The 23622-nt window shown below is 69.0% G+C and carries 22 protein-coding genes; 14 read left to right on the forward strand and 8 right to left on the reverse strand.

Features of this window, described 5'->3' with window-relative positions:
- The first annotated feature begins 8 nt into the window (after positions 1-8).
- Both BKN51_RS28185 and BKN51_RS28190 read left to right on the forward strand, forming a co-directional pair.
- Positions 9-1376: a 3' terminal RNA ribose 2'-O-methyltransferase Hen1 gene (locus BKN51_RS28185; RefSeq protein WP_101610517.1), complete on the forward strand. Its 1368-nt coding sequence runs from the start codon at positions 9-11 to the stop codon at positions 1374-1376.
- A complete protein-coding gene (locus BKN51_RS28190) occupies positions 1373-3865 on the forward strand; it encodes a polynucleotide kinase-phosphatase (RefSeq protein WP_101610518.1) in 2493 nt (830 codons plus the stop codon). Before BKN51_RS28185 ends, BKN51_RS28190 begins: the two co-directional genes overlap by 4 nt.
- Before the next feature lie 72 nt (positions 3866-3937).
- Here the strand turns inward: BKN51_RS28190 and BKN51_RS28195 are convergent, their stop codons facing one another.
- Complete coding sequence (locus tag BKN51_RS28195) at positions 3938-4282, reverse strand: hypothetical protein (RefSeq protein ID WP_101610519.1); 345 nt, start codon at positions 4280-4282, stop codon at positions 3938-3940.
- Positions 4283-5182, reverse strand: coding sequence for a mycothiol conjugate amidase Mca (gene mca / locus BKN51_RS28200; RefSeq protein WP_101610520.1), 900 nt, complete (start codon positions 5180-5182; stop codon positions 4283-4285).
- Positions 5183-5327: 145 nt separating this feature from the next.
- Between mca and BKN51_RS28205 the strand changes: the two genes are divergently transcribed.
- The 3 genes from BKN51_RS28205 (at position 5328) to BKN51_RS28215 (ending at position 7371) form a co-directional block, all read left to right on the forward strand.
- The gene (locus BKN51_RS28205) at positions 5328-5783 is read left to right on the forward strand and encodes a DUF4307 domain-containing protein (RefSeq protein WP_101610521.1); all 456 of its coding nucleotides are present in this window, start codon (positions 5328-5330) and stop codon (positions 5781-5783) included.
- A gap of 201 nt (positions 5784-5984) precedes the next feature.
- Complete coding sequence (greA, locus tag BKN51_RS28210; RefSeq protein WP_101610522.1) at positions 5985-6485, forward strand: transcription elongation factor GreA; 501 nt, start codon at positions 5985-5987, stop codon at positions 6483-6485.
- Positions 6486-6567: 82 nt separating this feature from the next.
- Positions 6568-7371, forward strand: coding sequence for an MBL fold metallo-hydrolase (locus tag BKN51_RS28215; RefSeq protein ID WP_101610523.1), 804 nt, complete (start codon positions 6568-6570; stop codon positions 7369-7371).
- Here the strand turns inward: BKN51_RS28215 and BKN51_RS28220 are convergent.
- Positions 7368-7841, reverse strand: a complete 474-nt coding sequence (locus tag BKN51_RS28220) for an Lrp/AsnC family transcriptional regulator (protein ID WP_101610524.1) — start codon at positions 7839-7841, stop codon at positions 7368-7370. The genes BKN51_RS28215 and BKN51_RS28220 overlap by 4 nt on opposite strands.
- A gap of 121 nt (positions 7842-7962) precedes the next feature.
- On the opposite strand from BKN51_RS28220, the gene hppD reads away from it, so the two are divergent.
- The 8 genes from hppD (at position 7963) to BKN51_RS28260 (ending at position 16491) form a co-directional block, all read left to right on the forward strand.
- Complete coding sequence (hppD, locus tag BKN51_RS28225) at positions 7963-9162, forward strand: 4-hydroxyphenylpyruvate dioxygenase (protein ID WP_101610525.1); 1200 nt, start codon at positions 7963-7965, stop codon at positions 9160-9162.
- 240 nt (positions 9163-9402) lie between these two features.
- Positions 9403-9945: a YbaB/EbfC family nucleoid-associated protein gene (locus BKN51_RS28230; RefSeq protein ID WP_101610526.1), complete on the forward strand. Its 543-nt coding sequence runs from the start codon at positions 9403-9405 to the stop codon at positions 9943-9945.
- Between the two features lie 31 nt (positions 9946-9976).
- Positions 9977-10291, forward strand: coding sequence for a type VII secretion target (locus BKN51_RS28235; protein WP_101610527.1), 315 nt, complete (start codon positions 9977-9979; stop codon positions 10289-10291).
- Entirely contained in the window at positions 10291-14253 is a 3963-nt protein-coding gene (locus tag BKN51_RS28240) for a hypothetical protein (protein WP_233222966.1), read from the forward strand. Before BKN51_RS28235 ends, BKN51_RS28240 begins: the two co-directional genes overlap by 1 nt.
- The gene (locus BKN51_RS28245) at positions 14250-14690 is read left to right on the forward strand and encodes a hypothetical protein (RefSeq protein WP_101610528.1); all 441 of its coding nucleotides are present in this window, start codon (positions 14250-14252) and stop codon (positions 14688-14690) included. The genes BKN51_RS28240 and BKN51_RS28245 overlap by 4 nt, the downstream gene beginning before the upstream one ends.
- Positions 14691-14754: 64 nt before the next feature.
- Positions 14755-15207, forward strand: a complete 453-nt coding sequence (locus tag BKN51_RS28250) for a hypothetical protein (protein ID WP_101610529.1) — start codon at positions 14755-14757, stop codon at positions 15205-15207.
- 8 nt (positions 15208-15215) lie between these two features.
- A complete protein-coding gene (locus BKN51_RS28255) occupies positions 15216-16082 on the forward strand; it encodes a ferredoxin (protein WP_101610530.1) in 867 nt (288 codons plus the stop codon).
- Positions 16083-16212: 130 nt separating this feature from the next.
- A complete protein-coding gene (locus tag BKN51_RS28260) occupies positions 16213-16491 on the forward strand; it encodes a hypothetical protein (RefSeq protein WP_101610531.1) in 279 nt (92 codons plus the stop codon).
- Between the two features lie 130 nt (positions 16492-16621).
- Here the strand turns inward: BKN51_RS28260 and BKN51_RS28265 are convergent, their stop codons facing one another.
- From BKN51_RS28265 to BKN51_RS28285, 5 genes are all read right to left on the reverse strand, one after another.
- Complete coding sequence (locus BKN51_RS28265) at positions 16622-17779, reverse strand: cystathionine gamma-synthase (protein WP_101610532.1); 1158 nt, start codon at positions 17777-17779, stop codon at positions 16622-16624.
- 51 nt (positions 17780-17830) lie between these two features.
- Complete coding sequence (locus tag BKN51_RS28270) at positions 17831-18403, reverse strand: hypothetical protein (RefSeq protein WP_101610533.1); 573 nt, start codon at positions 18401-18403, stop codon at positions 17831-17833.
- A gap of 89 nt (positions 18404-18492) precedes the next feature.
- The gene (locus BKN51_RS28275; RefSeq protein WP_101610534.1) at positions 18493-19050 is read right to left on the reverse strand and encodes a hypothetical protein; all 558 of its coding nucleotides are present in this window, start codon (positions 19048-19050) and stop codon (positions 18493-18495) included.
- Between the two features lie 151 nt (positions 19051-19201).
- Positions 19202-20596 (reverse strand): hypothetical protein, encoded by a 1395-nt coding sequence (locus tag BKN51_RS28280; protein WP_101610535.1) that lies wholly within the window; start codon positions 20594-20596, stop codon positions 19202-19204.
- A 233-nt stretch (positions 20597-20829) separates the two neighbouring features.
- Positions 20830-22200: a cystathionine beta-synthase gene (locus BKN51_RS28285; RefSeq protein ID WP_101610536.1), complete on the reverse strand. Its 1371-nt coding sequence runs from the start codon at positions 22198-22200 to the stop codon at positions 20830-20832.
- A 181-nt stretch (positions 22201-22381) separates the two neighbouring features.
- On the opposite strand from BKN51_RS28285, the gene BKN51_RS28290 reads away from it, so the two are divergent.
- Positions 22382-23602, forward strand: a complete 1221-nt coding sequence (locus BKN51_RS28290; protein ID WP_101610537.1) for an acetyl-CoA C-acetyltransferase — start codon at positions 22382-22384, stop codon at positions 23600-23602.
- Positions 23603-23622 lie beyond the last annotated feature (20 nt).

Consider the following 23622-nt stretch of genomic DNA (forward strand, 5'->3'; position numbering starts at 1 on the left):
CTGACGCGGTGTTGCTGACCATGACGACCACCCGGACACCCGCCACCGACCTGGGCTTTCTCCTGCACAAGCATCCGGGGAAGGCGCAGTCGTTCACGCTCTCGGCCGGGACGGCGCACGTTTTCTACCCCGAGGCGGCCGAAGAGCGCTGCACCGTCGCCCTGCTGGCCGAGATCGACCCGATCGAGCTCGTGCGCGGCGGCGGGACGTCGTTGACCCAGTACGTCAACGACCGGCCGTACGCGGGCGGCTCGTATCTGGCGGTGGCGCTGCGGGCCGTTTTCACCACCGCGCTGGCCGGCCGGTGCGCGAACCGGCCGGAGCTGGTCGACGAGCGCTTCCCGCTGGAGATCCACGTGCCGTCACTGACCGCGCGCGGCGGCGCCGAGGTCGTCCACAAGCTGTTCGAGCCGCTGGGCTGGCAGGTCGAGGCCGAGCCCATCCCGCTCGACCCCGAATTCCCGCGGTGGGGCGATTCCCGCTACGTCGATCTCCGGCTGACCGGGACGCAGCGTGTCGTCGACGCGTTGCGGCACCTGTACGTCCTGCTGCCCGCGCTCGACGGCGACAAGCACTACTGGATCGGCCAGGACGAGGCCGACAAGCTGCTGAGGGTCGGCGAGGGCTGGCTCGCCGGGCACCCGGAACGGGAGCTGATCACCAACCGGTACCTCGAACGGCGTCGGCCGATCGTCTCGTACGCGCTCGAGCGGCTGGCCGAAGCGGACGACGTTCCGGCCGAGGCCGAAGCGCTGGTCACCGAGCTGCCGGACCGGCCGGAGCCGCTGGCCGTCCAGCGCCACGGGAGTGTGCTCGCGGCGCTCCGGGCCGCGGGTGCGAGGCGCGTGCTCGACCTCGGGTGCGGCGCGGGCGCGCTGCTGCGCGTGCTCCAGAAGGAACCGTCGTTCACCGAGATCGTCGGCGTCGACGTGTCCGCGAGCGCGCTCGACATCGCCGACAAGCGGCTCAAGGACAAGGCCCGGATCACCCTCCGGCAGTCCGCGCTGACCTACGCGGATCCGTCGCTGGCCGGATACGACGCGGCCGTGCTGATGGAGGTGATCGAGCACGTCGACGAGGAGCGCCTGCCCGCTTTGGAGCACGCCGTTTTCGGCGTCGCCGCACCGCGGACCGTGCTCGTCACGACGCCGAACGCCGAGTTCAACCGGCATTTCGAGTTCCTCGAAGAGGGCCGCTTCCGGCATGCCGACCACCGTTTCGAATGGACACGCGAGCAGTTCCGTTCGTGGGCCGAGGGTGTCGCGTCCCGGCGCGGCTACGAGGTCCGGCTGCTCCCGGTGGGACCGGAGTCCCAGGAATCAGGACCGCCGACCCAAATGGCGGTCTTCACGTCTCGAAAGGAGGCCGTGGCATGAAACTGACCATTCCCGACATGTCCCTCGTCGTGCTCGTCGGGGCCTCCGGCTCCGGCAAGTCCACCTTCGCGCGGACGCATTTCGCGCCGACTCAGGTGTTGTCCAGCGACTACTTCCGCGGTCTGGTGGCCGACGACGAGAACGACCAGAGCGCGTCGGCCGCCGCTTTCGACGTGCTCCATTACGTCGCGGCGAAGCGGCTCGAAGCCGGACGGGTCACCGTCATCGACGCGACGAACGTCCAGCGCGCCTCCCGGGCGAGCCTGCTGAAACTGGCGAAGGAATACGACGTCATGCCGACGGCGATCGTGCTGGACCTGCCGGTCAAGCTCTGCCACGAACGCAACGAGTCCCGGCCGGACCGCGACTTCGGCGAGCACGTCGTCCGCCGCCAGCGCGGCGAGCTGCACCGCTCGCTGAAGTCGTTGGAGCGCGAGGGTTTCCGCCGCGTGCACGTGCTGCGGAGCGAAGCCGAGGTCGCCGAAGCGGAGATCGTCGTCGAGCCGCTGCGCAACGACCGCCGCGATCTGACCGGGCCGTTCGACGTCATCGGCGACGTCCACGGCTGCCGCGAGGAACTGGAGGAACTCCTCACCGAACTGGGTTACGCCGACGGCGTGCACCCCGAAGGACGCACCGCGGTGTTCGTCGGCGACCTCGTCGACCGCGGACCCGACACCCCGGGCGTGCTGCGCCGCGTGATGGCGATGGCCGAGGCGGGCAGCGCGCTGGTCGTCTGCGGGAACCACGAGCAGAAACTGGTCCGCGCGCTGAACGGGCGCAAGGTCAAGGTGGCGCACGGCCTCGCGGAGTCACTGGAGCAGCTCGCCGCGCAGGACGAGGAATTCCGTGCCGAGGCGCGGGAATTCTGCGACGGCCTCATCGCGCACTACGTCCTCGACGGCGGCAAGCTCGTCGTCGCGCACGCGGGCCTGCCCGAGAAGTTCCACGGGCGCGCGTCCGGTCGCGTGCGGAGCACCGCGCTGTACGGCGACACCACCGGCGAGATCGACGAGTACGGCCTGCCGGTGCGGCTGCCGTGGGCGCGCGACTACCGCGGGACCGCGACAGTCCTCTATGGACACACGCCGACGCTGGAGCCGGAGTGGGTCAACGGGACCATGTGCCTCGACACGGGCTGTGTCTTCGGCGGCAAGCTGACCGCTTTGCGTTACCCGGAGCGGGAAGTCGTCTCGGTGAAGGCGAAGAAGGTCTGGTACGAACCGGTGCGCCCGCTCGAACCGGAGCGGCCGCTGGACGGACGCGAGCCCGCGGTACTGGAACTGGGCGACGTCACCGGGAAGCGGATCGTCGAGACCCGCCACCACGGCCGGGTCGGGGTCTCCGCCGAGCAGTCGGCGGCGGCACTGGAGGTGCTGAGCCGGTTCGCCGTCGACCCGCGCTGGCTGCCGTACCTGCCGCCGACCATGGCGCCCTGTGCGACGTCCGCCCTGGACGACTACCTCGAACACCCCGAGGAGGCCTTCGCCGAGTTCCGCGCGGCGGGCGTCCAGTCGGTCGTGTGCGAAGAGAAGCACATGGGATCGCGGGCGATCGTGCTCGTGTGCCGTGACGAGGACGCGGCTCCCGCGCGGTTCGGGATCCGGGGACCCGGCGCGGTGTACACCCGCACCGGGCGGCCGTTCTTCGCACCCGAACAGAACGCACGGCTGCTCGACGGCGTCCGCGAAGCCGCGTCGGCACTGTTCGACGAGCTGGACACCGGCTGGCTGCTGCTCGACGCGGAGTTGCTGCCGTGGAGCGCGAAGGCGGGCTCGCTGATCTCGGACCAGTACGCGTCCGTCGGCGCGGCGGCCCAGTCCGTGCTGCCCTCGGCCGTCGCTTCACTGGACGCCGCGGCCGCTCGCGGGGTCGACGTCTCGGAGCTTTTGGCGCGGACGCGGGTGCGCGAGTCCGCCGTCGACGCGTACCGGCAGGCCTACCGGCGCTACTGCTGGCCGACCGACGGCCTCGACGGCGTCCGGCTGGCGCCGTTCCAGGTGCTCGCGTCGGAAGGGAAGTCGTACCACGACCGGCCGCACGACTGGCATCTCGCGCGGCTGGACCGGCTCACCGGCGACCTGTTCACGCGCACGCGGACCCTGTCGGTCGACACCACCGACCCGGCGTCGGTGGCGCGCGGCGTCGAATGGTGGCTGGACCTGACCGGCGCGGGCGGCGAGGGCATGGTCGTCAAACCGGCGGCGAACCTTTCGCGCGGCACGCGGGGCCTGGTGCAGCCGGGAGTGAAGGTGCGCGGGCGGGAGTACCTGCGGATCATCTACGGGCCGGACTACACGCTGCCGGAGAACCTCGCGCGGCTTCGCAAGCGGGGGCTGAACCGGAAGCGGGCGCTGGCGCTGCGCGAGTACGCGCTGGGGCTGGAGGCGCTGGAGCGGCTGGCGCGCGGGGAACCGTTGTGGCGGGTGCACGAATGCGTGTTCGCGGTGCTGGCGATGGAATCGGATCCGGTCGACCCTCGCCTCTGACTCGGTCCGGAAACGCTATGAAAGGCCCGTTACTTGCAAAATTTGCAAGCAACGGGCCTTTCATAGCAGCGCTCAGTCAGATTTGACGGCCGGCTTCTCCGCGGCCCGAGCGGCGGCAGGCTCCTCGACGACGGCCTTCTCGACAGAAGTCTCGTCGGCGGGCGTCTCCGAAGCGGCGTCCGACGTAGCGGCGGGCTCGTCGAAGCTCTCCGGGAGCCGCTTCAGGTGCTTGGTCATCGACCGCACCAGCAGCGCGACGGCGATCAGGAACAGGATCAGGATCAGGAAACCCACCGGCGACGACTTGCCGAAGTCCTCACCCTGGCCGCCGTTGTCGCCGTTGCCGGGCTGCTGTGCCAGGAACTGCGACGACACCGTCACTCCGACGACGGCGAACGCCGGCACGACAAAACTCATTTAGCCCACCTTCTCCTTCAAACCGGCGAACAGATCGTCCTCCGGCAGGGTGCTGTCCACCAGTGAGCGGACCAGCTCGTACTCCTCGGTCGGCCAGACCTCGCGCTGCAGGTCGCGCGGGACGGCGAACCAGCGGCTGTTCGGGTCGATCTGGGTGGCGTGCGCCTTGAGGGCCTCGTCACGCTGCTCGAAGTAGTCGCCGCACTCGACGCGGGTGGTCACCCGGTCCATGACGTCGGCCTTCTCCGGGTCCCACGACTTGAGCCACTCCTCGTACGGTGACTCGATGCCACGCGCGAGCAGGCCCTCGTGGAACACGGTCATCCTGGCGCGCGAGAACCCGTGCACGTAGTAGAGCTTCAACGGCTGCCACGGCTCGCCCGCGTCCGGGTAGCGCTCCGTCTCGCCCGCGGCGTCGAAGGCCGCGACCGAGATCTCGTGCGTGCGGATGTGGTCGGGGTGCGGGTACCCGCCGTTCTCGTCGTAGGTGACGATCACGTGCGGGCGGAACTCGCGGATGACCTTCACCAGGGCACCGGTGGACTCTTCGAGCGGGACGACCGCGAACGAGCCTTCCGGGACCGGCGGCAGCGGATCGCCCTCGGGAAGGCCCGAGTCGAGGTAGCCGAGCCAGACGTGGCTCACGCCGAGGATCTTGGCCGCGCGGGCCATCTCCTCCCGGCGGATCTCGGTCATGTTGGCCAGTACGTCGGGACGGTCCATGGCGGGGTTCAGCACGCTGCCCGCTTCGCCACCGGTACAGGTCACGACCATGACCTCGTGCCCTTCGGCGGCGTACCTGGCCATCGTGGCGGCACCCTTGCTCGACTCGTCGTCGGGGTGCGCGTGCACCGCCATCAGGCGGAGGCGTGACTTCGGCGGTTCATCGGCTAGCACCATGCTCCGAACGTCCCCTTCTCGTTCCCTATTCCCCTGCGACCCTGCCTGACGGCCCGCCCGACCGGGCGCGGATACTCGAGGGGAACCACTCGCATACGACCCCATTGTCCCTGCGAGCACGACGACACCAACCGGGAGGCCCGGGTTGAGCACGGGACAGGACGCTCCCACCGCGGAAAGCGCCCGGACGGACTCACTGGACGCCCGGTACGGCAAGACCCGCGCCGCGCGCCCCGCCCGCTGGCGGCGCCTGGTGTTCGGCGTGATCGCACTGCTGGTCAGCGGCGGTATCGCTTACGCCATGTACCTGAACTTCGGCAGCGCGCCCATCGACGGCGAACGCGTCTCATTCGCCGAGAAGCCGGGCGACGCGATGGAGATCACGATCAACGTGACCAGGGACGACGTGAACCGTCCGGGGGTGTGCGTCGTCCGCGTCCGTGACAAGGCGGGCGCGGAAAGCGGCCGCAAAGAGGTCCTGATTCAGCCTGGTTCGAAGAACAGCAGGGTGACAACCACCATCAAGAGCATCGGAAAGCCCGTCACGGCTGATATCTTCGGGTGCTCATACGACGTACCACGGTACCTGTCAAGGCCATAGCGGCCAACGGGGTGAAACGGGCGCCCAACGCCGAGGCGCGACCGAATTCCACCGGCGGCGATGCCTCGCGCCGTGTTACTCTGATCTACCGGCACGGCCCAAGACGGGCCGTGTTTTTCCTTTTATCTCACCCAGGTCGGCACGCCATGCCGAACCTGGCGGCCGGCTTGAACACCCAAGCCTGGCAGGCCCCACGAGGAGATGGTGACCGTGAGCGACACAAAGGTGACCTGGCTGACCCAGGATGCCTACGACAGGCTCAAGCAGGAACTCGACCACTACATCGAGCTCCGCCCGGTCATCGCTGCGAAGATCAACGACAGCCGGGAAGAGGGCGACCTCAAGGAGAACGGCGGTTACCACGCCGCCCGCGAAGAGCAGGGCCAGCACGAAGCCCGCATCCGCCACCTCCAGGAGCTCCTCCGTTCGGCCAAGGTGGGCGAGCCGCCCGCCAACGACGGCAGCGCGGGACCGGGCAAGGTCCTCACCGTCCGCTACGACGGTGACGACGAAGACGAGAACTTCCTCTTGGCGACGCGCGAAGAGGGCACAGAGGGCGGCCTGGACGTCTACTCACCGGAGTCCCCGCTCGGAAAGGCGCTGCTCGGCGCCAAAGAGGGCGAGACCCGTGAGTACGAGCTGCCCAACGGCAGCATCCAGAAGGTGACGCTCGTGAAGGCCGTGCCGTACACCGACAAGTGAGTCTCCGCGCGCCCGGCCCGATATGGCCGGGCGCGCATATGAGCCGTTAGCGTTTCCGTCCAGATCAACCTGGAGGGAAACGATGAGCGAGCTACCGATCTGCGTCGCCTGTGGCATGCAGTACGCGGGACCCCGGTCCGACTGCCCGATCTGCGAAGACGAACGTCAATACATCCCGCAGGCCGGACAACAGTGGACCGATCTGAACACCATTCGCGCCAGCGGCACGTACACGGCCCGCGTCGAAGAGCAGGGACCCGGTCTCATCGGGGTCGGGTCCACCCCCAATTTCGCCATCGGCGAGCGGGCGTTGCTGATCAAGGCCGAATCCGGCAACTTCCTGTGGGACTGCGCGGGCTTCATCGACGACGACCTCGTCGCGAAGGTCCGCGAACTCGGCGGGATCACCGGCATCGCGATCAGCCATCCGCACTACTACACCACCATGGTCGAGTGGGCCCACGCCTTCGACGTGCCCGTCTACCTGCACGAGGGCGACCGGCAGTGGATCGGCAGGCCGGATCCGGCGATCAAGCTGTGGAGCGGCGCGACCCTCGACGTCGCCCCCGACCTGCGGCTGATCAACCTCGGCGTGCATTTCGACGGCGGGACCGTGCTGCACTGGCCCGGCGGGGAGAACGGCCGCGGCGCGCTGCTTTCGGGCGACATCCTGCAGGTCGTCCCGGACCGCCGCTTCGTCGGCATGATGTACAGCTACCCGAACCTGATCCCGGAGCGCCCGGAGATCGTCCGCCGCGCGGCCGAGATGCTCGAACCGTACGAGTTCCAGGCGATCTACGGCGCCTGGTGGGACGCGATCATCCGCACCGACGGACACGAGGCCGTCCAGCGGTCGGCCGCGCGGTACCTGCACCAAGTGCGCTAGTTCCGCGCCAGCCGTTCGAGCAGCGGCCGTACGCGCGGCGGAACCGGCGTCGACAACGCGATCGACGTCGACGTCCGCCGCACGTACGGCGCGCCGACCACCTCGTCCACCACCCGCTGCAGGTCGTCGTTGTTGCGCGCCACCATCCGTACGAAGAGGTCGCCCTGGCCTGTCGTCGCGTGGACCTCGCACACCTCGTCGATCGCGGACAGCGCCTCCGCGACCTCGGCCCGGCGGCCCTGCGCGATCTCCAGGACGGCGAACGCGGTGAGGCCGTATCCCATCGCCGCGAGGTCGAGTTCGGGCGGGAATCCGCCGAGGATCCCTCGTTCGGTCAGCCGGTCCAGCCGGGCCTGCACGGTGCCCCGCGCGACGCCGAGACGCCGTGCGCATTCGAGCACTCCGAGCCGGGGCGAGTCGGTGAGCAACAGCAGGAGCCGCGCGTCCAGCTCGTCGAGCACTTCCGACATCGTGCCTACCTCCTACACAGGTTGTCCACTATGACCGCGCGACCCCACGCGCCACTGGACATAGTGTGCAGCGAAATCTTTGACCATTGCGCATTTTGTCACGCGCTCGGATGCTCATGGCATGACGCACACAGTGGAACCCCAGGGTGCTCTTGACGACGTGAGCTACGACCAGCTGCGTCAGCTCGTCGGCCTCGTCGACCACGACTCTTCGACCGATCCCTTCCCGGTGAAGTCGATGGACGCGGTGGTGTTCATCGCGGGCAACGCCACGCAGACCGCGTGGTTCTACCAGGTCGCGTTCGGGATGCGGCTCGTCGCGTATTCCGGCCCCGAAACCGGGAACTTCGAACGCAAGTCGTTCGTGCTGAAGTCCGGTTCGGCGCGCTTCGTGATCACCGGCGGCGTCAAGCCCGACTCCTCGTTGCTCGACCACCACCGCCGCCACGGCGACGGCGTCATCGACCTCGCGCTCGAGGTCGCCGACGTCGACCGCTGCATCGACCACGCCCGCGCGCAGGGCGCCACCGTCCTCGAAGAGCCGCACGACGTCTCCGACGAGCACGGCACCGTGCGTATCGCCGCGATCGCGACCTACGGCGAGACCCGCCACACGCTGATCGACCGGTCGAAGTACACCGGCGTCTACCTGCCCGGCTACGAGCCGCGCGAGAGCAAGATCGTCCGCCCCGAAGGTGCGCCGAAGCGGCTGTTCCAGGCCGTCGACCACTGTGTCGGCAACGTCGAGCTCGGCAAGATGGACTACTGGGTCGACTGGTACCACCGCGTCATGGGCTTCGTGAACATGGCGGAGTTCGTCGGCGACGACATCGCGACCGAGTACTCGGCGCTGATGAGCAAGGTCGTCTCCAACGGCAACCACCGCGTCAAGTTCCCCCTCAACGAGCCGGCGATCGCGAAGAAGAAGTCGCAGATCGACGAGTACCTCGAGTTCTACGGCGGCGCGGGCTGCCAGCACATCGCGCTGGCCACCAACGACATCGTCGCGACGGTGAAGGCGATGCGCGCGGCGGGCGTCGAGTTCCTCGACACCCCGGACTCCTACTACGACGACCCGGAGCTGCGTGCGCGGATCGGCGAGGTCCGGGTGCCGATCGAGAAGCTCAAGGAGCACCGCATCCTGGTCGACCGCGACGAGGACGGCTACCTGCTGCAGATCTTCACCAAGCCGATCGGCGACCGCCCGACGGTGTTCTACGAGCTCATCGAGCGCCACGGCTCGCTCGGCTTCGGCAAGGGCAACTTCAAGGCCCTGTTCGAGGCCATCGAGCGGGAGCAGGAGCGCCGAGGCAATCTCTAACGGCGAGGCGCCGTCAGCGCAGCCTCGCGGCAACCTCTGACCCCGGCAGTTCGCAGGGCGTGAAAGGGCTCTTCATCGCACTTTGTGTGGTGAAGGGCCCTTTCGCTGCGTGACGGGGCCGACTTTGTCGGCGCGGGGTGGTACACCGGACGGGAACTAAACTTCGAGCACTCCGGAACCGAAGGCTCCTTCGGACCGTCAGTGTGAAGACGTCAGCATGCAGCTTGTGGAAGGGTCCCGATGCCGGACAACGTCGACGCCAGCGAACAGATGGTGGACAACTGGACGAAGCAGATCCAGGAGACCGCCGCGCGCTACCAGGCGATGGCCGCCCGCATGCAGGGGCAGACCGTGACAGAGCGGTCGAAGGACAACACCATCGAGGTGACGATCGACTCGAAGGGCCTGCTCACGAACCTGGTCATCGCCGAAGCCGCGAGCGGCAAGCGGATGGCCGAGGTCTCGTCGCAGGTCATGCGGCTCGTGCAGCTCGCGCAGTCACGGATCCCGGAACTGCTGCAGGCGGCGATGGCCGAAACGGTCGGAACCACCGATGAGACGGCGAGCAGGGTGATCGCGGAGGCGCAGAGCACCTTCCCGGAAGCTCCGCCGGAAGAGGACCTCGCTCCGCCGGAACCCGAGCGGCACCACCGCTTCGGCCCGGAGGACGAAGAGCCCCCGCCGCCCGCGACGGGCACCCCGCCGCAGCCCAAGCAGGTCCCGCGCCGCCGCCGCGCGCAGGACGAAGACGACGACGATTTCGGCGGCAGCATTCTTTCTTAGTGTTCATCCGGCCTGGTAGAGGGGAGAAACCATGGCAGGCAAGGGTTACGAGCTCGGCGCCGACCTCGACGCGCACGCCAAGCAGGTCGACGGCATCGCCGACGGGCTGCGCACGGCGGTCGACGCCGCCCAGCAGGTGAGCATGCCGACCGACGCGTACGGCATCATCTGCCAGCCGTTCCGGATGATGCTCGACCCGGTCGAGGAGTTCGGCATCAACGCGCTGAACAAGGCCGTCGAAGCCGCGACAGCGGTGGCGAACAACGTGCGCTCGGCGTCGAACGCCTACCAGGCACAGGACGAGAACTTCGCGGCGGAATTCAAGAACGTGCAGGTGCCTGACTGATGCCCGAGGGAAACCCGCTCGTCGCGAAGGCGCCGACGGATGGCGACGGCCCGGGCCCTCTGACGGCCGGGAACAGCGAATACGGCTACGCGGCGGGCATCGGCGTCGCCGAGTCGGCCATGGACGCCTTCAACGGCATCTCGAACGGTGACTGGATCGGCGGCGGGCTCGGGGTGCTGAGCCTCGCGGGCGAGCTCGCCAGCGCCGCGATCGACCCGTTCGGCTATCTCATGTCGTCGGTGGCGTCGTTCCTGATGGAACACATGCAGCCGCTGAAGGACATGCTGGACGCGGTGGCAGGCGACCCGCCGGTGATCCAGTCGTACTCCGAGACCTGGGGCAACGTCGCCAAGAAGCTGGAAGACACCCACGTCGAGTTCTCGAACACGGTCAAGAACGGCACCGCCGGCTGGACCGGCGAGGCCGCCGACCAGTACCGCAAGCAGGCCGCGGAACAGGCCGAGGCGATCAGCGGGGCGGCGACGGTCGCGGGTGGCATCAGCACCGTCGTGATGATCTTCGGCGAGATCGTCGCGTTCGTCCGCGAATTCATCCGCCAGCTGATCGCGGACGCGGTCGGCAAGCTCATCGCGTGGGTCATGGAGACGGTGTTCTCCCTCGGTTTCGGCACGCCCATCGTGGTCGCGCAGGCCGTCACCGCGATCGCCAAGTGGGCCGCGAAGATCGCCGACAAGCTCAAGGAACTGTGCGACGCGATGCGGCGGGTCTCGCCGCTGCTCGGCAAGCTGGTCGACGTCTTCGAGAAGATCATCAAGATCTTCGGCAAGATCGCGGGCAAGATCACCGGTCTCGACGCGCTCAACCCCAAGAACATCAAGGCAGGCGGCTTCGTCCAGCGCGGTGGCCGCGGCGGCGGCTCCGGCGGGCCCGACGGCGGCGGCACGGGATCGGGGGACGGCCCGGACGGCGACGGTTCCGGCAGCGGATCCGGCGACGGCTCCGACGGTTCCGGCGACTCCGGTTCCAACGGCTCCGACGGCGACTCGGGTGGTTCGGGCGACTCCGGCCGCTCCGGTGACGGCTCGAGCGACTCGGGCTCAAGTGACACAGGCTCGAACGGCGACTCGCGCACCGGCGACACCCCGTCGAGCGCCACCACCCGCGGTGGCGACGGCGGCTCATCGTCCACAAGGGACGGTGGCTCTCCCGGCCGCACGGGCGATGGCGACTCACCGTCCACTTCGGACGGAAACCTCGGCAGCACACCGGACGGCGATGGCGGCTCCCCCAGTGCCGCCCGCTCCGACGGCGGATCACCCGGCGATTCCGGCACTCCGAACCGCACGCCCGACAGCGGTTCGCCGAGCCCGAACCGCGCGGACAGCGGCCCGGCACCCCAGACACGGGCCGACAGCGGCGGCTCGCCCAGCCACGCACCCGACGGAGGTTCCCCGGCACCGCACACACGGACGGACACCGGCGGTTCTCCCACTCACGCACCCGACGCCCCGAACACCCGGGCCGACAACGGCGGCGGCTCTCCCGCTCCCCACACCAGGGCCGACAGCGGCGGTTCGCCGAGCCACACTCCGGACGGTGGATCTCCCACTCCGCACACGCGAGCGGACACCGGTGGCTCACCCAGCCACGCACCCGACGCACCGAACACCCGGGCCGACAGCGGCGGCTCGCCCGGTCACACCGGCGACGGTGGCGGCTCGCCCCGTACGCACGGCGGTGACGGCGGCGGTTCGCCCACGCCGCGTTCCGATCCGTCGCCCGGCCACCATGGCGGCAACGACGGCGGCAGCCCCACCCGGCCGACCGACAGCGGCACGACGACCAGCGGCACCGCGCCCACGGCACCGCGTGTCGGCGACGCGGGCCCGTCCCACGTTCCTTCGCAGCGCGGCGGCACCGGTGGCGACGGTTCGCCCGGTGTCCCGCCGCAGGGTCAGCCGGTCGCCGGCGGCATGCCGCCCCAGGGCGCTCCGGGTGGCACGCCCGGCGGCACCCCGGGTTCGCCCGGCGGCAGGCCGCAGGGTGGCGGCTGGACGGGTACGCCCGGCTCGCCGCGCACGCCGGACACTCACACCCCGCGCGGTCCCGACACCCACACCGGCCCCAGCCGCGGTCCGGGCCAGACCGGCCCCGGTGGACGGCCGAACCAGCCGCATCAGCCGCAGCCGGTCGCCCGTGGCAACGACTTCGGCCCCGGTGCCCAGCCGCACACCGGCACGCCCGGCACACACGGTCCCGGCAACCGGCCGGGCGGCACGGGTCCGGGCAACACCGGACCGGGCGGCCGTGGTCCAGGCGGTCACTCCGGGCCGCAGCGTTCGCCGGACGGTCACGGCCCCGAAGGGCACGGCCCGCGCCAGGATCAGAACGGCTCACCGCACGACCGGGGTCCCGACGCCGAGCCGGACCGCCCGCTGACGCCGGACGAGGTCAACCAGCGGCATTCCGAAGGCACCCCCGCGGGCAGCTCGTACCACCGCGGCGACGGCGACATGGGCGACCTGCCGCACCGGGTCCAGCCGGATCCGGACGGCCGCTACACCGTCGACGTGCACGTGACGCCGGACGGACACGCCCGCATCGGCAACCGCACGTACACCCCCGAAGAATTCGCGGACATCCTGCGGCGCAACGGGGACTACGACGGCCGCCCGATCAGGCTGATCGGCTGCGACGCCGGCTCGAACGATTTCGCGCGCCGTCTGTCGCGGGAACTCGACACCGAGGTGATGGCGCCGAGCAAGCCGGCGTGGACCGACGCGAACGGGCGGGTCTTCTCGTCCGATTACGAGATCGGGCCCGACGGCCGCACCCGGCCGAGGATCCCGCCGAACGGCGAATGGGACGTCCACAGCCCCGACGGCACCGCCCGCCGGGCGAGCGACGACGGCTTCACTCCGGACACCTCGCACGCGGACAAGCAGGACGTGGACGCCGAGAGCGCCCAGAGCCGCGGCGACGGCGACGACGCCGGTCATCCGCCGTACGACGACGTTCCCAAACCTCGGACGATCCGCCCGGACTCGCCGGAGTTCAACGAACGGTTCGCCACCTGGAACCGAGGGGCCGACTCGGAGTTCGCCGGGCCGCGGGACCGGCCGGGCGGGCACGATCCGATCGACTCGCCCAAGACCATCGACGACGTCAAGCCGCGTATCCGGAACAGTCAGCCGGATCCCGAAGGGGTTCCGCAGGCTCTGCGCGGTGAGAAGCCGCTGGCGATGAACGCCGAGTACAAGGTGGAGTACAAGAACGGTGCCAGCAGCCGGTTCTTCACCGACGACACCGGGAAGGTGACGCACGTCGAGACGACGCTGCCGACCTCGAAGCCCTTCCACAACCCCGACCTGCGCTACCCCCTGCAGCCCAATACGCAGTATCGCGTCCCCAACTTCCACGACCCGACAAAGCACTGGACCTTCGAAGTCGGTGACAACGGGAAGCCGAGCGCGATGACCGGCGACCCGGTCTTCAAGGGGAAACACGACGACTTCCGCGACAACACGTCGCAGAACAGGTCGGGCCAAGAAGGTAAGGCGGCCTACCAGAGTCACCCGGTGCACGGGAGCACGTACGCACACGTCGAATGGGCGGGCGGGCACTTCTCGGCGCATGAGATGGGTGGTCCCGGCGAGTACGTCAACATGCATCCCCAGATGGCCGCTTCCAACAGCGGTCACTACAGGGACAGCTGGATCCATGACGCGTCCTGGCGGGCGCAAGAGGCCGAACTGGGCAAGTTCGACGAGGTGCCCGGCCAGAAGGTCGAGAACTATCAGGTCAGGATGGAAGGCGAGAGCAACGGCATTCCGGAGAACGTGGTCATGCGCTGGCAAGAGGTCGTGTACGCCGTCGACGGTCAGGGGAATCTTCTCCCCGGACCGGTCGAGGTGTCGCGAGTGACCAGACAACGCGACTTCCCGAATGATCCTTCCAAGGTCAATTACGGCCCGGACACCCATTACGGAGCGACCCCATGACGGACGAGCTGACCACCGGTATCGCGTCCGCGCTGACGGAGGCCGCGCCGGACGGCTGGGCGAAGGTCAGCCTCACCGTGTCCGCGACCGTGCTGGCCTACGACTACGCCACGGAAATCCGGCTGGCCGACGGGCGGAGCGGGGACATCGACCTGCCCGCCGAAGTACGGGGCGGGTTCCGCGAACTGCGGACCCGGATGTACGAACCAGGTCGCGGAACGTGGTTCTCGGCGAAAATCGTGCTGACGCCCGGGGTGGCACCCGAGTTCACGTTCAACTTCGACGAAGACCCGAAATGGTGGCCGCCGTTGCATCCGACCACCTTCACCCGCGACCTGGAAACGTTCCCGCGCGACGAGCAACACGTTCCGGCGTGGTTGCGGAATCTGGTCGCCCAGGGCACGCAACTGGAGCGGGAACGGGACACACCGGCCTGAACCGGCACCCGTGCCATGATGGGTCATCGCTATTCCAGCGGTGACCACGAGGAGGATTTACCGGATGGCTCAATGGCCTCAGCTCGACCCCATCGCGCAGAACGAGCTTCTCGGCGAGATCACCTTGTCGGTGGTCGGTGCTCTGCCGCCGGGCTGGCGTGAGGTGATGCTGGACTACCGGGTGGTCGGCAAGAACATCGACGTCGCGGTCGGCGTGCTCGACCCGAACGGCACCTACCAGGTGTGGGAACCGTCCGTCGAGACGTGGCGCATGTTCCAGCGGCTGCGCGGCGGCATGTACCAAGAAGGCGAAGGAACCTGGTTCTCGGCCAGGCTCGTCATCGAACCCCCGTCGCGGTTCCGCGTGCAGTACAACTGGCAGAACGAACCCGACTTCCAGCCGTACCCCGCACCGGACGAGTTCGCCCTGGAGCAGGAACGGTTCCCCCGAGGCGAAACTTACATGCCGGACTGGTTCAAGCGTGGATTGGCCGCCTCCGGCGCCAAGACCGACTGAGGAAGACGATGACCCAGCCGCCGACGCCGTTGAACCAGCAGCAGCAACAGCAGCTCGTCTGGCAGATCGGTCATGCCCTCGCGACTCCGCTTCCGCCTGGCTGGCAGCAGATGCGCGTCGAGTACCGGGCGGCGGGCAGGCATGTCGAGGCCGATCTGCTCGTCACCGGGCAGGACGGTCTGCCGCGTCCGGTGCAGCCGAGCCCGGAAGCCGTGCAGCTGCTCGGAAACCTGCGTGCGGGGATGTACCAGCCCGGCCGCGGGACCTGGCTGAGCGCGATCCTGGTCTACAGCTCGGCGACGGTGCTCAGCACGGACTTCCTCCCGGATGTCGAGCCGCCGTGGCGGCAGGCGCCGCCTCAGATCGGCTTCCAGGACGAACTGCGGTTCTTCCCGCGGGCCGAGCAGAACATCCCGAACTGGCTGCGACAGCGAGCCGGACTCGAAGCCGCACCGCCGGCCGAGCAGGTGGCCGCCACTCCGCCGGCCGAAACCCCGGAAGCCCTGCGCTCGCCACGGGTCTACGACAGCCTCGACGAGTCTGGCCGTCCGGTGGTGAACCGCGAGCCGCTGTCCCCCGCCGAGCGAGACCGTGTGCTGGAGTACCTCGACGGTGCGCCGGTCGTGCTGGCGTCGCGGACCTACGACGCCGACGCGTTCGAGCCCGACCGGGAACCGTTGGTACCGTTGAACTTTCGCACGGACGGCAGCTGGTACTGGCCGGGCGCGGTCGCCTACTACCTGCGCGAGCACGGTGTGGCGCCCGATCCCGAACTGCTCACCCACATCCGGGCGTCGCGGTTCACTCTGCCGGAGGTCGGCGAGCCCGAACGCGAACTCGCGGTCGCCGCCATCACCGGCCAGCAGGCGTCCTGAAGCGCGCCGTTCTCAGGGCGTCAGCGACCGGATCCCTGACCGGATGATGCCACCTGACGGATACGTCACGTGACAAGTTCACCATCCAGGTACTCTTGACGACGGCGGCGAAGGCGACCAGGGAGCGCGCATGACACGGGGGAACATCGGCAGGGCCCGGGCGACCCGTTCAGCCGGGCTGCTCCCGGTCGTGCTGGCCCTCACCTCGGCCGCTCTACTGACCGGTGCCGCCGTCTACACGGTCGATCGCGCCGGTTGCGTGGACCCTGGCCAGTACATCCGGCACGACAACCACATCGAGCTCGTCGGTGGCTGCGTCGACGGCTCCGAACTGCCTGCCGCCCCTCAGGGCACTACGCACGAAGCGGACGCGAAGAGCGGCATCGAGCCCAGTAACTTCCGCCCGTAACCGGGCGATTCTCCCACCACACCGCGCTGACCAGCGCAAAGAGAGCAAGGGACCTTTGCTGTCATTTAGTTAGCATGGGTACGCTAACGATAGCAAAGGTCCCTTGCTCCCACCCTGGGCTCGGCGGCGGTCAGCCCAGGGCCTTGGCCAGATCGGCGACCAGGTCACTGCCGTCCTCGATGCCGACGGACAGGCGCAGCAGGTTGTCCGGCACCTCGAGGGTGGACCCGGCGGTGCTCGCGTGGGTCATCCGGCCGGGGTGCTCGATGAGCGATTCGATCCCGCCCAGCGACTCGGCGAGGATGAACAGCTTCGTCTTCGACGCGACGTCGAGCGCGGCCTGCTCACCGTCGACGTGGGTGAACGAGATCATCCCGCCGAAGCGCCGCATCTGCTTCGAAGCGATCTCGTGGCCGGGGTGTTCCGGCAGGCCCGGGTAGTAGACGCGATCGACCTTCGGGTGCTTCAACAGCATCCGGGCGATCAGCTCGGCGTTGTCGCTGTGCCGCTCCATCCGCAGCGCGAGCGTCTTGATCCCGCGCAGGGTCAGCCACGCGTCGAACGGGCCGGGCACCGCGCCCGCCGCGTTGCGCAGGTAGAACAGCTGCTCGCGCAGCTCGTCCTCGTTGGTCAGGATCGCGCCGCCGACGACGTCCGAGTGCCCGCCGAGGTACTTGGTCGTCGAGTGCAGGACGACATCGGCACCCAGCGAAAGCGGGTTCTGCAGGTACGGGGTGGCGAAGGTGTTGTCGACGACCAGGCGGGCGCCGGCGCCGTGCGCGACCTCGGCCAGCGCGGCGATGTCCGCGATCCCCAGCATCGGGTTCGTCGGCGACTCGCACCAGATCAGCTTCGTCTCCGGCCGGATCGCGGCGCGGACCTCGGCGATGTTGCCCAGGTCGGCGACCGTGTGCTCGACGCCCCACAGGCTGAGCACCTTGTCGATCAGCCGGAACGTGCCGCCGTACGCGTCGTTGCCGAGCACGAGGTGGTCGCCGGGCCGCAGGGTCGCCCGCAGCAGGACGTCACTGGCCGCCATCCCCGACGAGTAGGCCAGACCGTGCCGGGCGCCTTCGAGTGCCGCGAGCGCGACCTCCAGCGCGGTGCGCGTGGGGTTCGCGGTACGGGAGTATTCGTAGTCGCCTTCGCGCGTGCCGCCGACGCCGTCCTGCGCGTAGGTCGAGGTCTGATAGATCGGCACGATGACCGCGCCGGTCCGGGGATCAGGGGTCTGCCCGGCGTGGATCGCGCGTGTCTCGAAGCCCAGCAGAGAGTAGTCGTCGGCCATACCTCCCAGGGTACGACCACCTCATCGATATCCCATCAACTGGGATTGAACTCACCACTGTCCGGGTGTAGGGCCCTGCTGCGGTGGCGGGTAGCCGTAGTGAGGCGGCGGCATGAACCCCGCGGGCTGCTTCTTGGCCGCCACCCAGCGCGCGGTCGGCGGGATCAGCGCCAGCACGAGGGTCGCGATCGCCGGGGCCAGGACCACGATGAGGAGCACGCCGACGCCGAACTGCAGGGTCACCCCGCTGTACGTGAAGTAGAAACCCGCGCCGATCGCCCGGAGCACGAAGGCTAGGGCCACGAAACCGAGCGTGGCCCCGGCGCCGACGACGGTGAGCACTCGCCCGGCGCCTTTGCGCAGGAGCAGCAGGATGCCGCCGCTCAAAAGCAGGGCCGCGGTGAGGAAGTCGAGTACCGCGCCGACCACGAGGAACGAAATGGTGAAATGGGAGAGTTCGATGATGTGGAACGCGACGCCGGCGAGGAACCAGAGCCCGCCGAGAATCGCGAGGATCCCGGCGATGATCCCGGTGGCGCCATTCGGTCGCCGCGGCATTCCCGGAGGCGGGTAGGCGCCGGGCGGCGGATATCCGCCGTGCGGCGGGTACTGCTGGTACGTCATCGCTCCCCCTGCCGAAATCCTCGCCTCATCCTGTCAGCCCGGCTACCAGCCCGGAAGGCGATCCTGTTTCCGCGGCTCCCGCTCAGGACTCACCAACCGCTTTGACGGGGAGCCTCATTCTGCGGCCGGTAGGGCTGGGCCGGGGAAGGGCGCCAGCGCAGATACTTCAGGGTCGGCGGGATGATCGCGAAGATCAGCGTGAACGGGACGACCGCGAACATGACCACGCGCACGAGGGCGACGAACGTCTCGAACTCGAACTGCATGCGGAAGTACAGGCCGTAGGCCCCGTTGAACGCCAACGGTTCCATCAGCACGGCGGTGATCACCATCAGCGAACCGAGCACCAGCAGGATCGCACCCGCGACGGAGCGGAAGAACGCCGACAGCGAGCCGACCAGGAGGAGCAACGCGGCCAGCAGGTACAGCCCCAGCGCGGTGAGTACGAGACCGGGCAGATCACCGATGCTGAACCCGGACGGCAGTTCGAGGAAGAAGTAGACCGGGAGGTATCCGGCGGTGCCCGCGGCGACGAGCCCCAGCAATGCCGCGATGATCGCCGTCACCGCGCTCGGCCGGATCTGCGGTGCGTGATAGCCGAAGTTCGCCGGTCCGGGCTGCGCGGGATATCCGTACGGACCGGTCACGTCGCCCCCATCAGCCGGGTGTGGGTTAACGGCGCTAACCCTAGCCCGGTGGACCCGCACGTGGTCGGCGAATCCGGCGACCTCGCGAAAACAGAACACCCCCGGCCGAAAGCCGGGGGTGTTCTGAGCAAAACCGTTCAGTAGCGGCGAATCACCACTGCTGCGGCGGCTGACCGGGCTGCTGACCCGGCTGGCCGAAACCGCCACCGGGCTGACCCGGCTGACCGGGCTGCTGCCCGAAACCACCGTGCTGCTGCGGAGGCTGGCCGTAGCCGCCCTGCGGCGGCTGACCAGGCTGGCCGAATCCGCCGCTGGGCGGACCGGACTGTCCGGGCTGCTGCCCGAAACCACCGTGCTGTCCCTGCTGCGGGAAACCACCCGAAGCCGGGCCGGGCTGACCGGGCTGGCCATAGGGGCCGGGCTGCGGCTGTCCGTACGGGTTGGGCTGCCCCGGCTGGCCGAAGCCGCCCTGCGGCGGGCCGCCGAAACCACCGGGCTGGCCGCCCTGCGGCGCGCCGAGCACCGAGCCGCCGCCACCGAGACCGACGAACTGCGCGGTCGGCGGGATCAGGCCCAGCACTCCGACGATCAGGATCAGGATGCCGAAGATCAGGTGCGGCAGGCCGATCCCGATGCTGACCTCGTTCGGGACACCGTCACCGGACGCGGTCGTGGCGCCCAGGAGCAGGATGCCGAAGAGAAGCAGCAGAGCACCGCCCGCGGTGACCGCGATCGGGACGATCTTCTTGATCGAAGCCGGGAGCTTGCTCGCCAGCGCGAGACCGGCACCGGCCGCCGTCGCGATGATCGAAGCGACCAGCAGCAGGATCACGTAAAGCCAAACGGTGCCGGGCGACGCCAAGCCGAACTGGTCGAGAAGCTTGTTCACCGCCTCCTCACCGAGCTTGGAGGACTGGCTGTCGACGCCTTCGGAGAACTCGCTCGCGTCGCCGAAGTAGACGAAGCTGAAGATCAGCGCGAGAAGACCGAGGAGGCCGACGAGGCCACCGGCGATGAACCCGAACAGCGGGTTACCGCCTCCGCCACCGGCGGGAGCGGGGCTGTAGCCCTGCGGCGGTCCGCCGAAACCGGGCTGCTGGCCGAATCCGCCCTGAGGCGGTCCGCCGAAGCCCTGCTGCGGCTGGCCGTAACCGGGCTGCTGCTGCCCCTGCGACGGGTCGAACCCGCCCTGCGGGGGTCCGCCGAAGCCTTGCTGCTGACCGAAACCGCCACCCTGGGCGCCATAGGCACCCGCGGCGGGGTTGTCGGCCGCGCTCGGCGGCGGGGCGTACGGGATGGCGGGCGGCTGCGAACCCGGCGGCACGAGCTGGGTGGACTCACTGGCGGGGGTCTCCCCGCCAGGGCTCACCGGCTGCACGACCTGGGTCGCGTTCGCGTCGCCCGAACCCGGCTGGACCGGCTGCACGACCTGTGTGGGCTCCGGCGTGTCGCCGAACCCGCCACCCTGGGGCTGCTCGTACGAGGGCTGCTGCCCGTACTGCGGTTGCCCGTAGTCGGGCTGGGCCGGCTGTCCGGGCTGCACCACCTGGGTCGGTTCCGGGGAACCGAACGGGTTGTCTTGCTGCGGCTGGGGGCCACTCGGGGGTCCTTGCGGTGGCTGGGCGCCACCCCAAGGCTGATTCGGTGGCTGCGGAGCACTCATTTGGGTCTTGAACCCCCTTGACGAGGACATAAAAGTTCAACTCACCCAACACGCTATCGGATAGCCGGGTGGGCCGCTCGTAACGCCCCGGCCCGACCATCCGATGAAATGCCTCTTTACCGTCCCGCGAGAAACGCGAGCAGGTCGTGCCGGGTGACGACGCCCGCCGGCTTGCCGTCCACCAGCACCAGCGCGCCGTCGGCACCCGAGAGCGCGTTCATCGCCGAACTCACCTGTTCGCCGGCGCCGATGGTCGGCAACGGCTCCGACATGTGCTGCTCGAGCCTGTCGGCCAGCTGCGCCTTGCCGGTAAAGAGGGCTTCGAGCAGATCGCGTTCGTTGACCGCGCCGACGACCTCGGCCGCCATGACCGGCGGTTCCGCGCTGACCACGGGCATCTGGCTGACGCCGAACTCGGCGAGGATCGCCACCGCTTCGGCGACCGTCTCGTTCGGGTGACTGTGCACCAGGCTGGGCAGCGAGCCGCTCTTCTTCATCAGGACGTCGCCGACGGTCGCGCCGCTGGAGTCCGGCGGCAGGAAGCCGTAGGAGGACATCCAGCTGTCGTTGAACACCTTGGTGAGGTAGCCGCGGCCGCCGTCGGGGAGGAGCACGACCACGACGTCGTCCGGGCCGAGGCCCTCGGCGAGCTTGAGCGCGGCGGCGACGGCCATCCCGCACGAGCCGCCGACGAGCAGTCCCTCTTCGAGCGCGAGACGACGGGTGATGTCGAAGGAGTGCGCGTCCGAGACCGGGATGATCTGGTCGGCGACGTTCCGGTCGTAGGTCTCCGGCCAGAAGTCCTCGCCGACGCCCTCGACCAGGTACGGCCGTCCGGAACCACCGGAGTACACCGAGCCTTCGGGGTCCGCGCCGATGACCTGGACACGGCCGTCGCTGACCTCCTTGAGGTACTTGCCGGTGCCCGAGATGGTGCCGCCCGTGCCGACGCCCGCGACGAAGTGCGTGATCTTGCCCTCGGTCTGGCGCCAGAGCTCCGGGCCGGTCGAGTGGTAGTGGCTGGCGGGGTTCTCCGGGTTGGCGTACTGGTTCGGCTTCCAGGCGCCCTCGATCTCACGCACGAGACGGTCGGAGACGTTGTAATAGGAGTCCGGATGTTCCGGCGCGACCGCGGTCGGGCAGACCACGACGCGGGCGCCGTAGGCCTTGAGCACGTTGCGCTTGTCCTCGCTGACCTTGTCCGGGCAGACGAACACGCACTTGTACCCCTTGCGCTGCGCCACCATGGCCAGCCCGACGCCGGTGTTGCCGGACGTCGGCTCGACGATGGTCCCGCCGGGCTTCAGCTCGCCGGAACGCTCCGCGGCTTCGATCATCCGCAGCGCGATGCGGTCCTTGACGCTGCCGCCGGGGTTGACGTACTCGACCTTGGCCAGGATGAGCGGTTGCAGCCCCTCGGCCAGTGCGTTCAGCTTGACCAGAGGGGTGTTGCCCACGAGGTCCACGATGTGCTCGACGTAATCCACGCTGACAGCCTAAACGCCGCAGGTCGGGATGTGTCCACTCAACTCCGGCGGCATCACCGCGTCACCGGGTGGTGTGGCGTGGATCGCGTTCGCCTTTGACCCGCACCTCCAACCGGTGAAGGATGCGAGGTGAGCAACCGCTTAGCGCGCGTCTGGATCGAGAACAAGGGAGTGTCGTTCCATGCCCGAAGCCGTCATCGTCTCCACCGCCCGATCCCCGATCGGCCGCGCCGGCAAGGGATCGCTGGTGAGCATCCGCCCGGACGACCTCACCGCGCAGATGGTCCGCGCCGCGCTCGACAAGGTCCCCGAACTCGACCCGGCCCAGATCGAAGACCTCATGTTGGGCTGTGGTCTCCCCGGTGGCGAGCAGGGCTTCAACATGGGCCGCACGGTCGCGGTCGAACTCGGCTATGACCACCTGCCCGGTTGCACGGTCACGCGGTACTGCTCCTCCAGCCTCCAGACCACCCGCATGGCGCTGCACGCGATCAAGGCGGGCGAAGGCGACGTGTTCATCTCCGCCGGTGTCGAGACCGTTTCGCGCTTCGCCAACGGCAGCTCGGATTCCTGGCCGAACACGCACAACCCGCTGTTCGCCGACGCCGAGGCCCGCACCGCGCAGGTGGCCTCCGAAGGTGCCGACAGCTGGAGCGACCCGCGCGAGAACGGTGTCCTCCCGGACGTCTACATCGCGATGGGCCAGACCGCCGAGAACCTCGCACGCCTGAAGAACGTTTCGCGCGAGGAGATGGACGAGTTCGGCGTCCGTTCGCAGAACCTCGCCGAGAAGGCCATCGCGGACGGCTTCTGGGCCAAGGACATCACCCCGGTGACCCTGCCGGACGGCACCGTGATCTCGAAGGACGACGGCCCGCGCGCCGGCGTCACCCTCGAAGGTGTTTCCGGCCTCAAGCCGGTCTTCCGCCCCGACGGCCGGATCACCGCGGGCAACTGCTGCGCGCTCAACGACGGCGCCGCCGCGGTGATCATCATGTCCGACACCAAGGCGAAGGAACTCGGCCTCACGCCCCTCGCCCGCGTCGTCTCGACCGGTGTTTCGGGGCTGTCGCCGGAGATCATGGGCTACGGCCCGGTCGAGGCGTCGAAGCGTGCTCTCGCCCGTGCCGGGATGTCGGCCGGCGACATCGACCTCGTCGAGATCAACGAAGCGTTCGCCGCGCAGGTCATCCCGTCGTACAAGGACCTCGGGATCGACCTCGACAAGCTGAACGTCAACGGCGGCGCGATCGCCGTCGGCCACCCGTTCGGCATGACCGGCGCGCGGATCACCTCGACGCTGATCAACTCGCTGCAGCACCACGACAAGCAGTTCGGCCTCGAGACGATGTGCGTCGGCGGCGGCCAGGGCATGGCGATGGTGCTGGAGCGCTTGTCCTAGTCTCGTCGGGCGCTGAGCGC

Source organism: Amycolatopsis sp. BJA-103 (assembly GCF_002849735.1).
In the GTDB taxonomy this organism is placed as follows: Bacteria; Actinomycetota; Actinomycetes; order Mycobacteriales; family Pseudonocardiaceae; genus Amycolatopsis.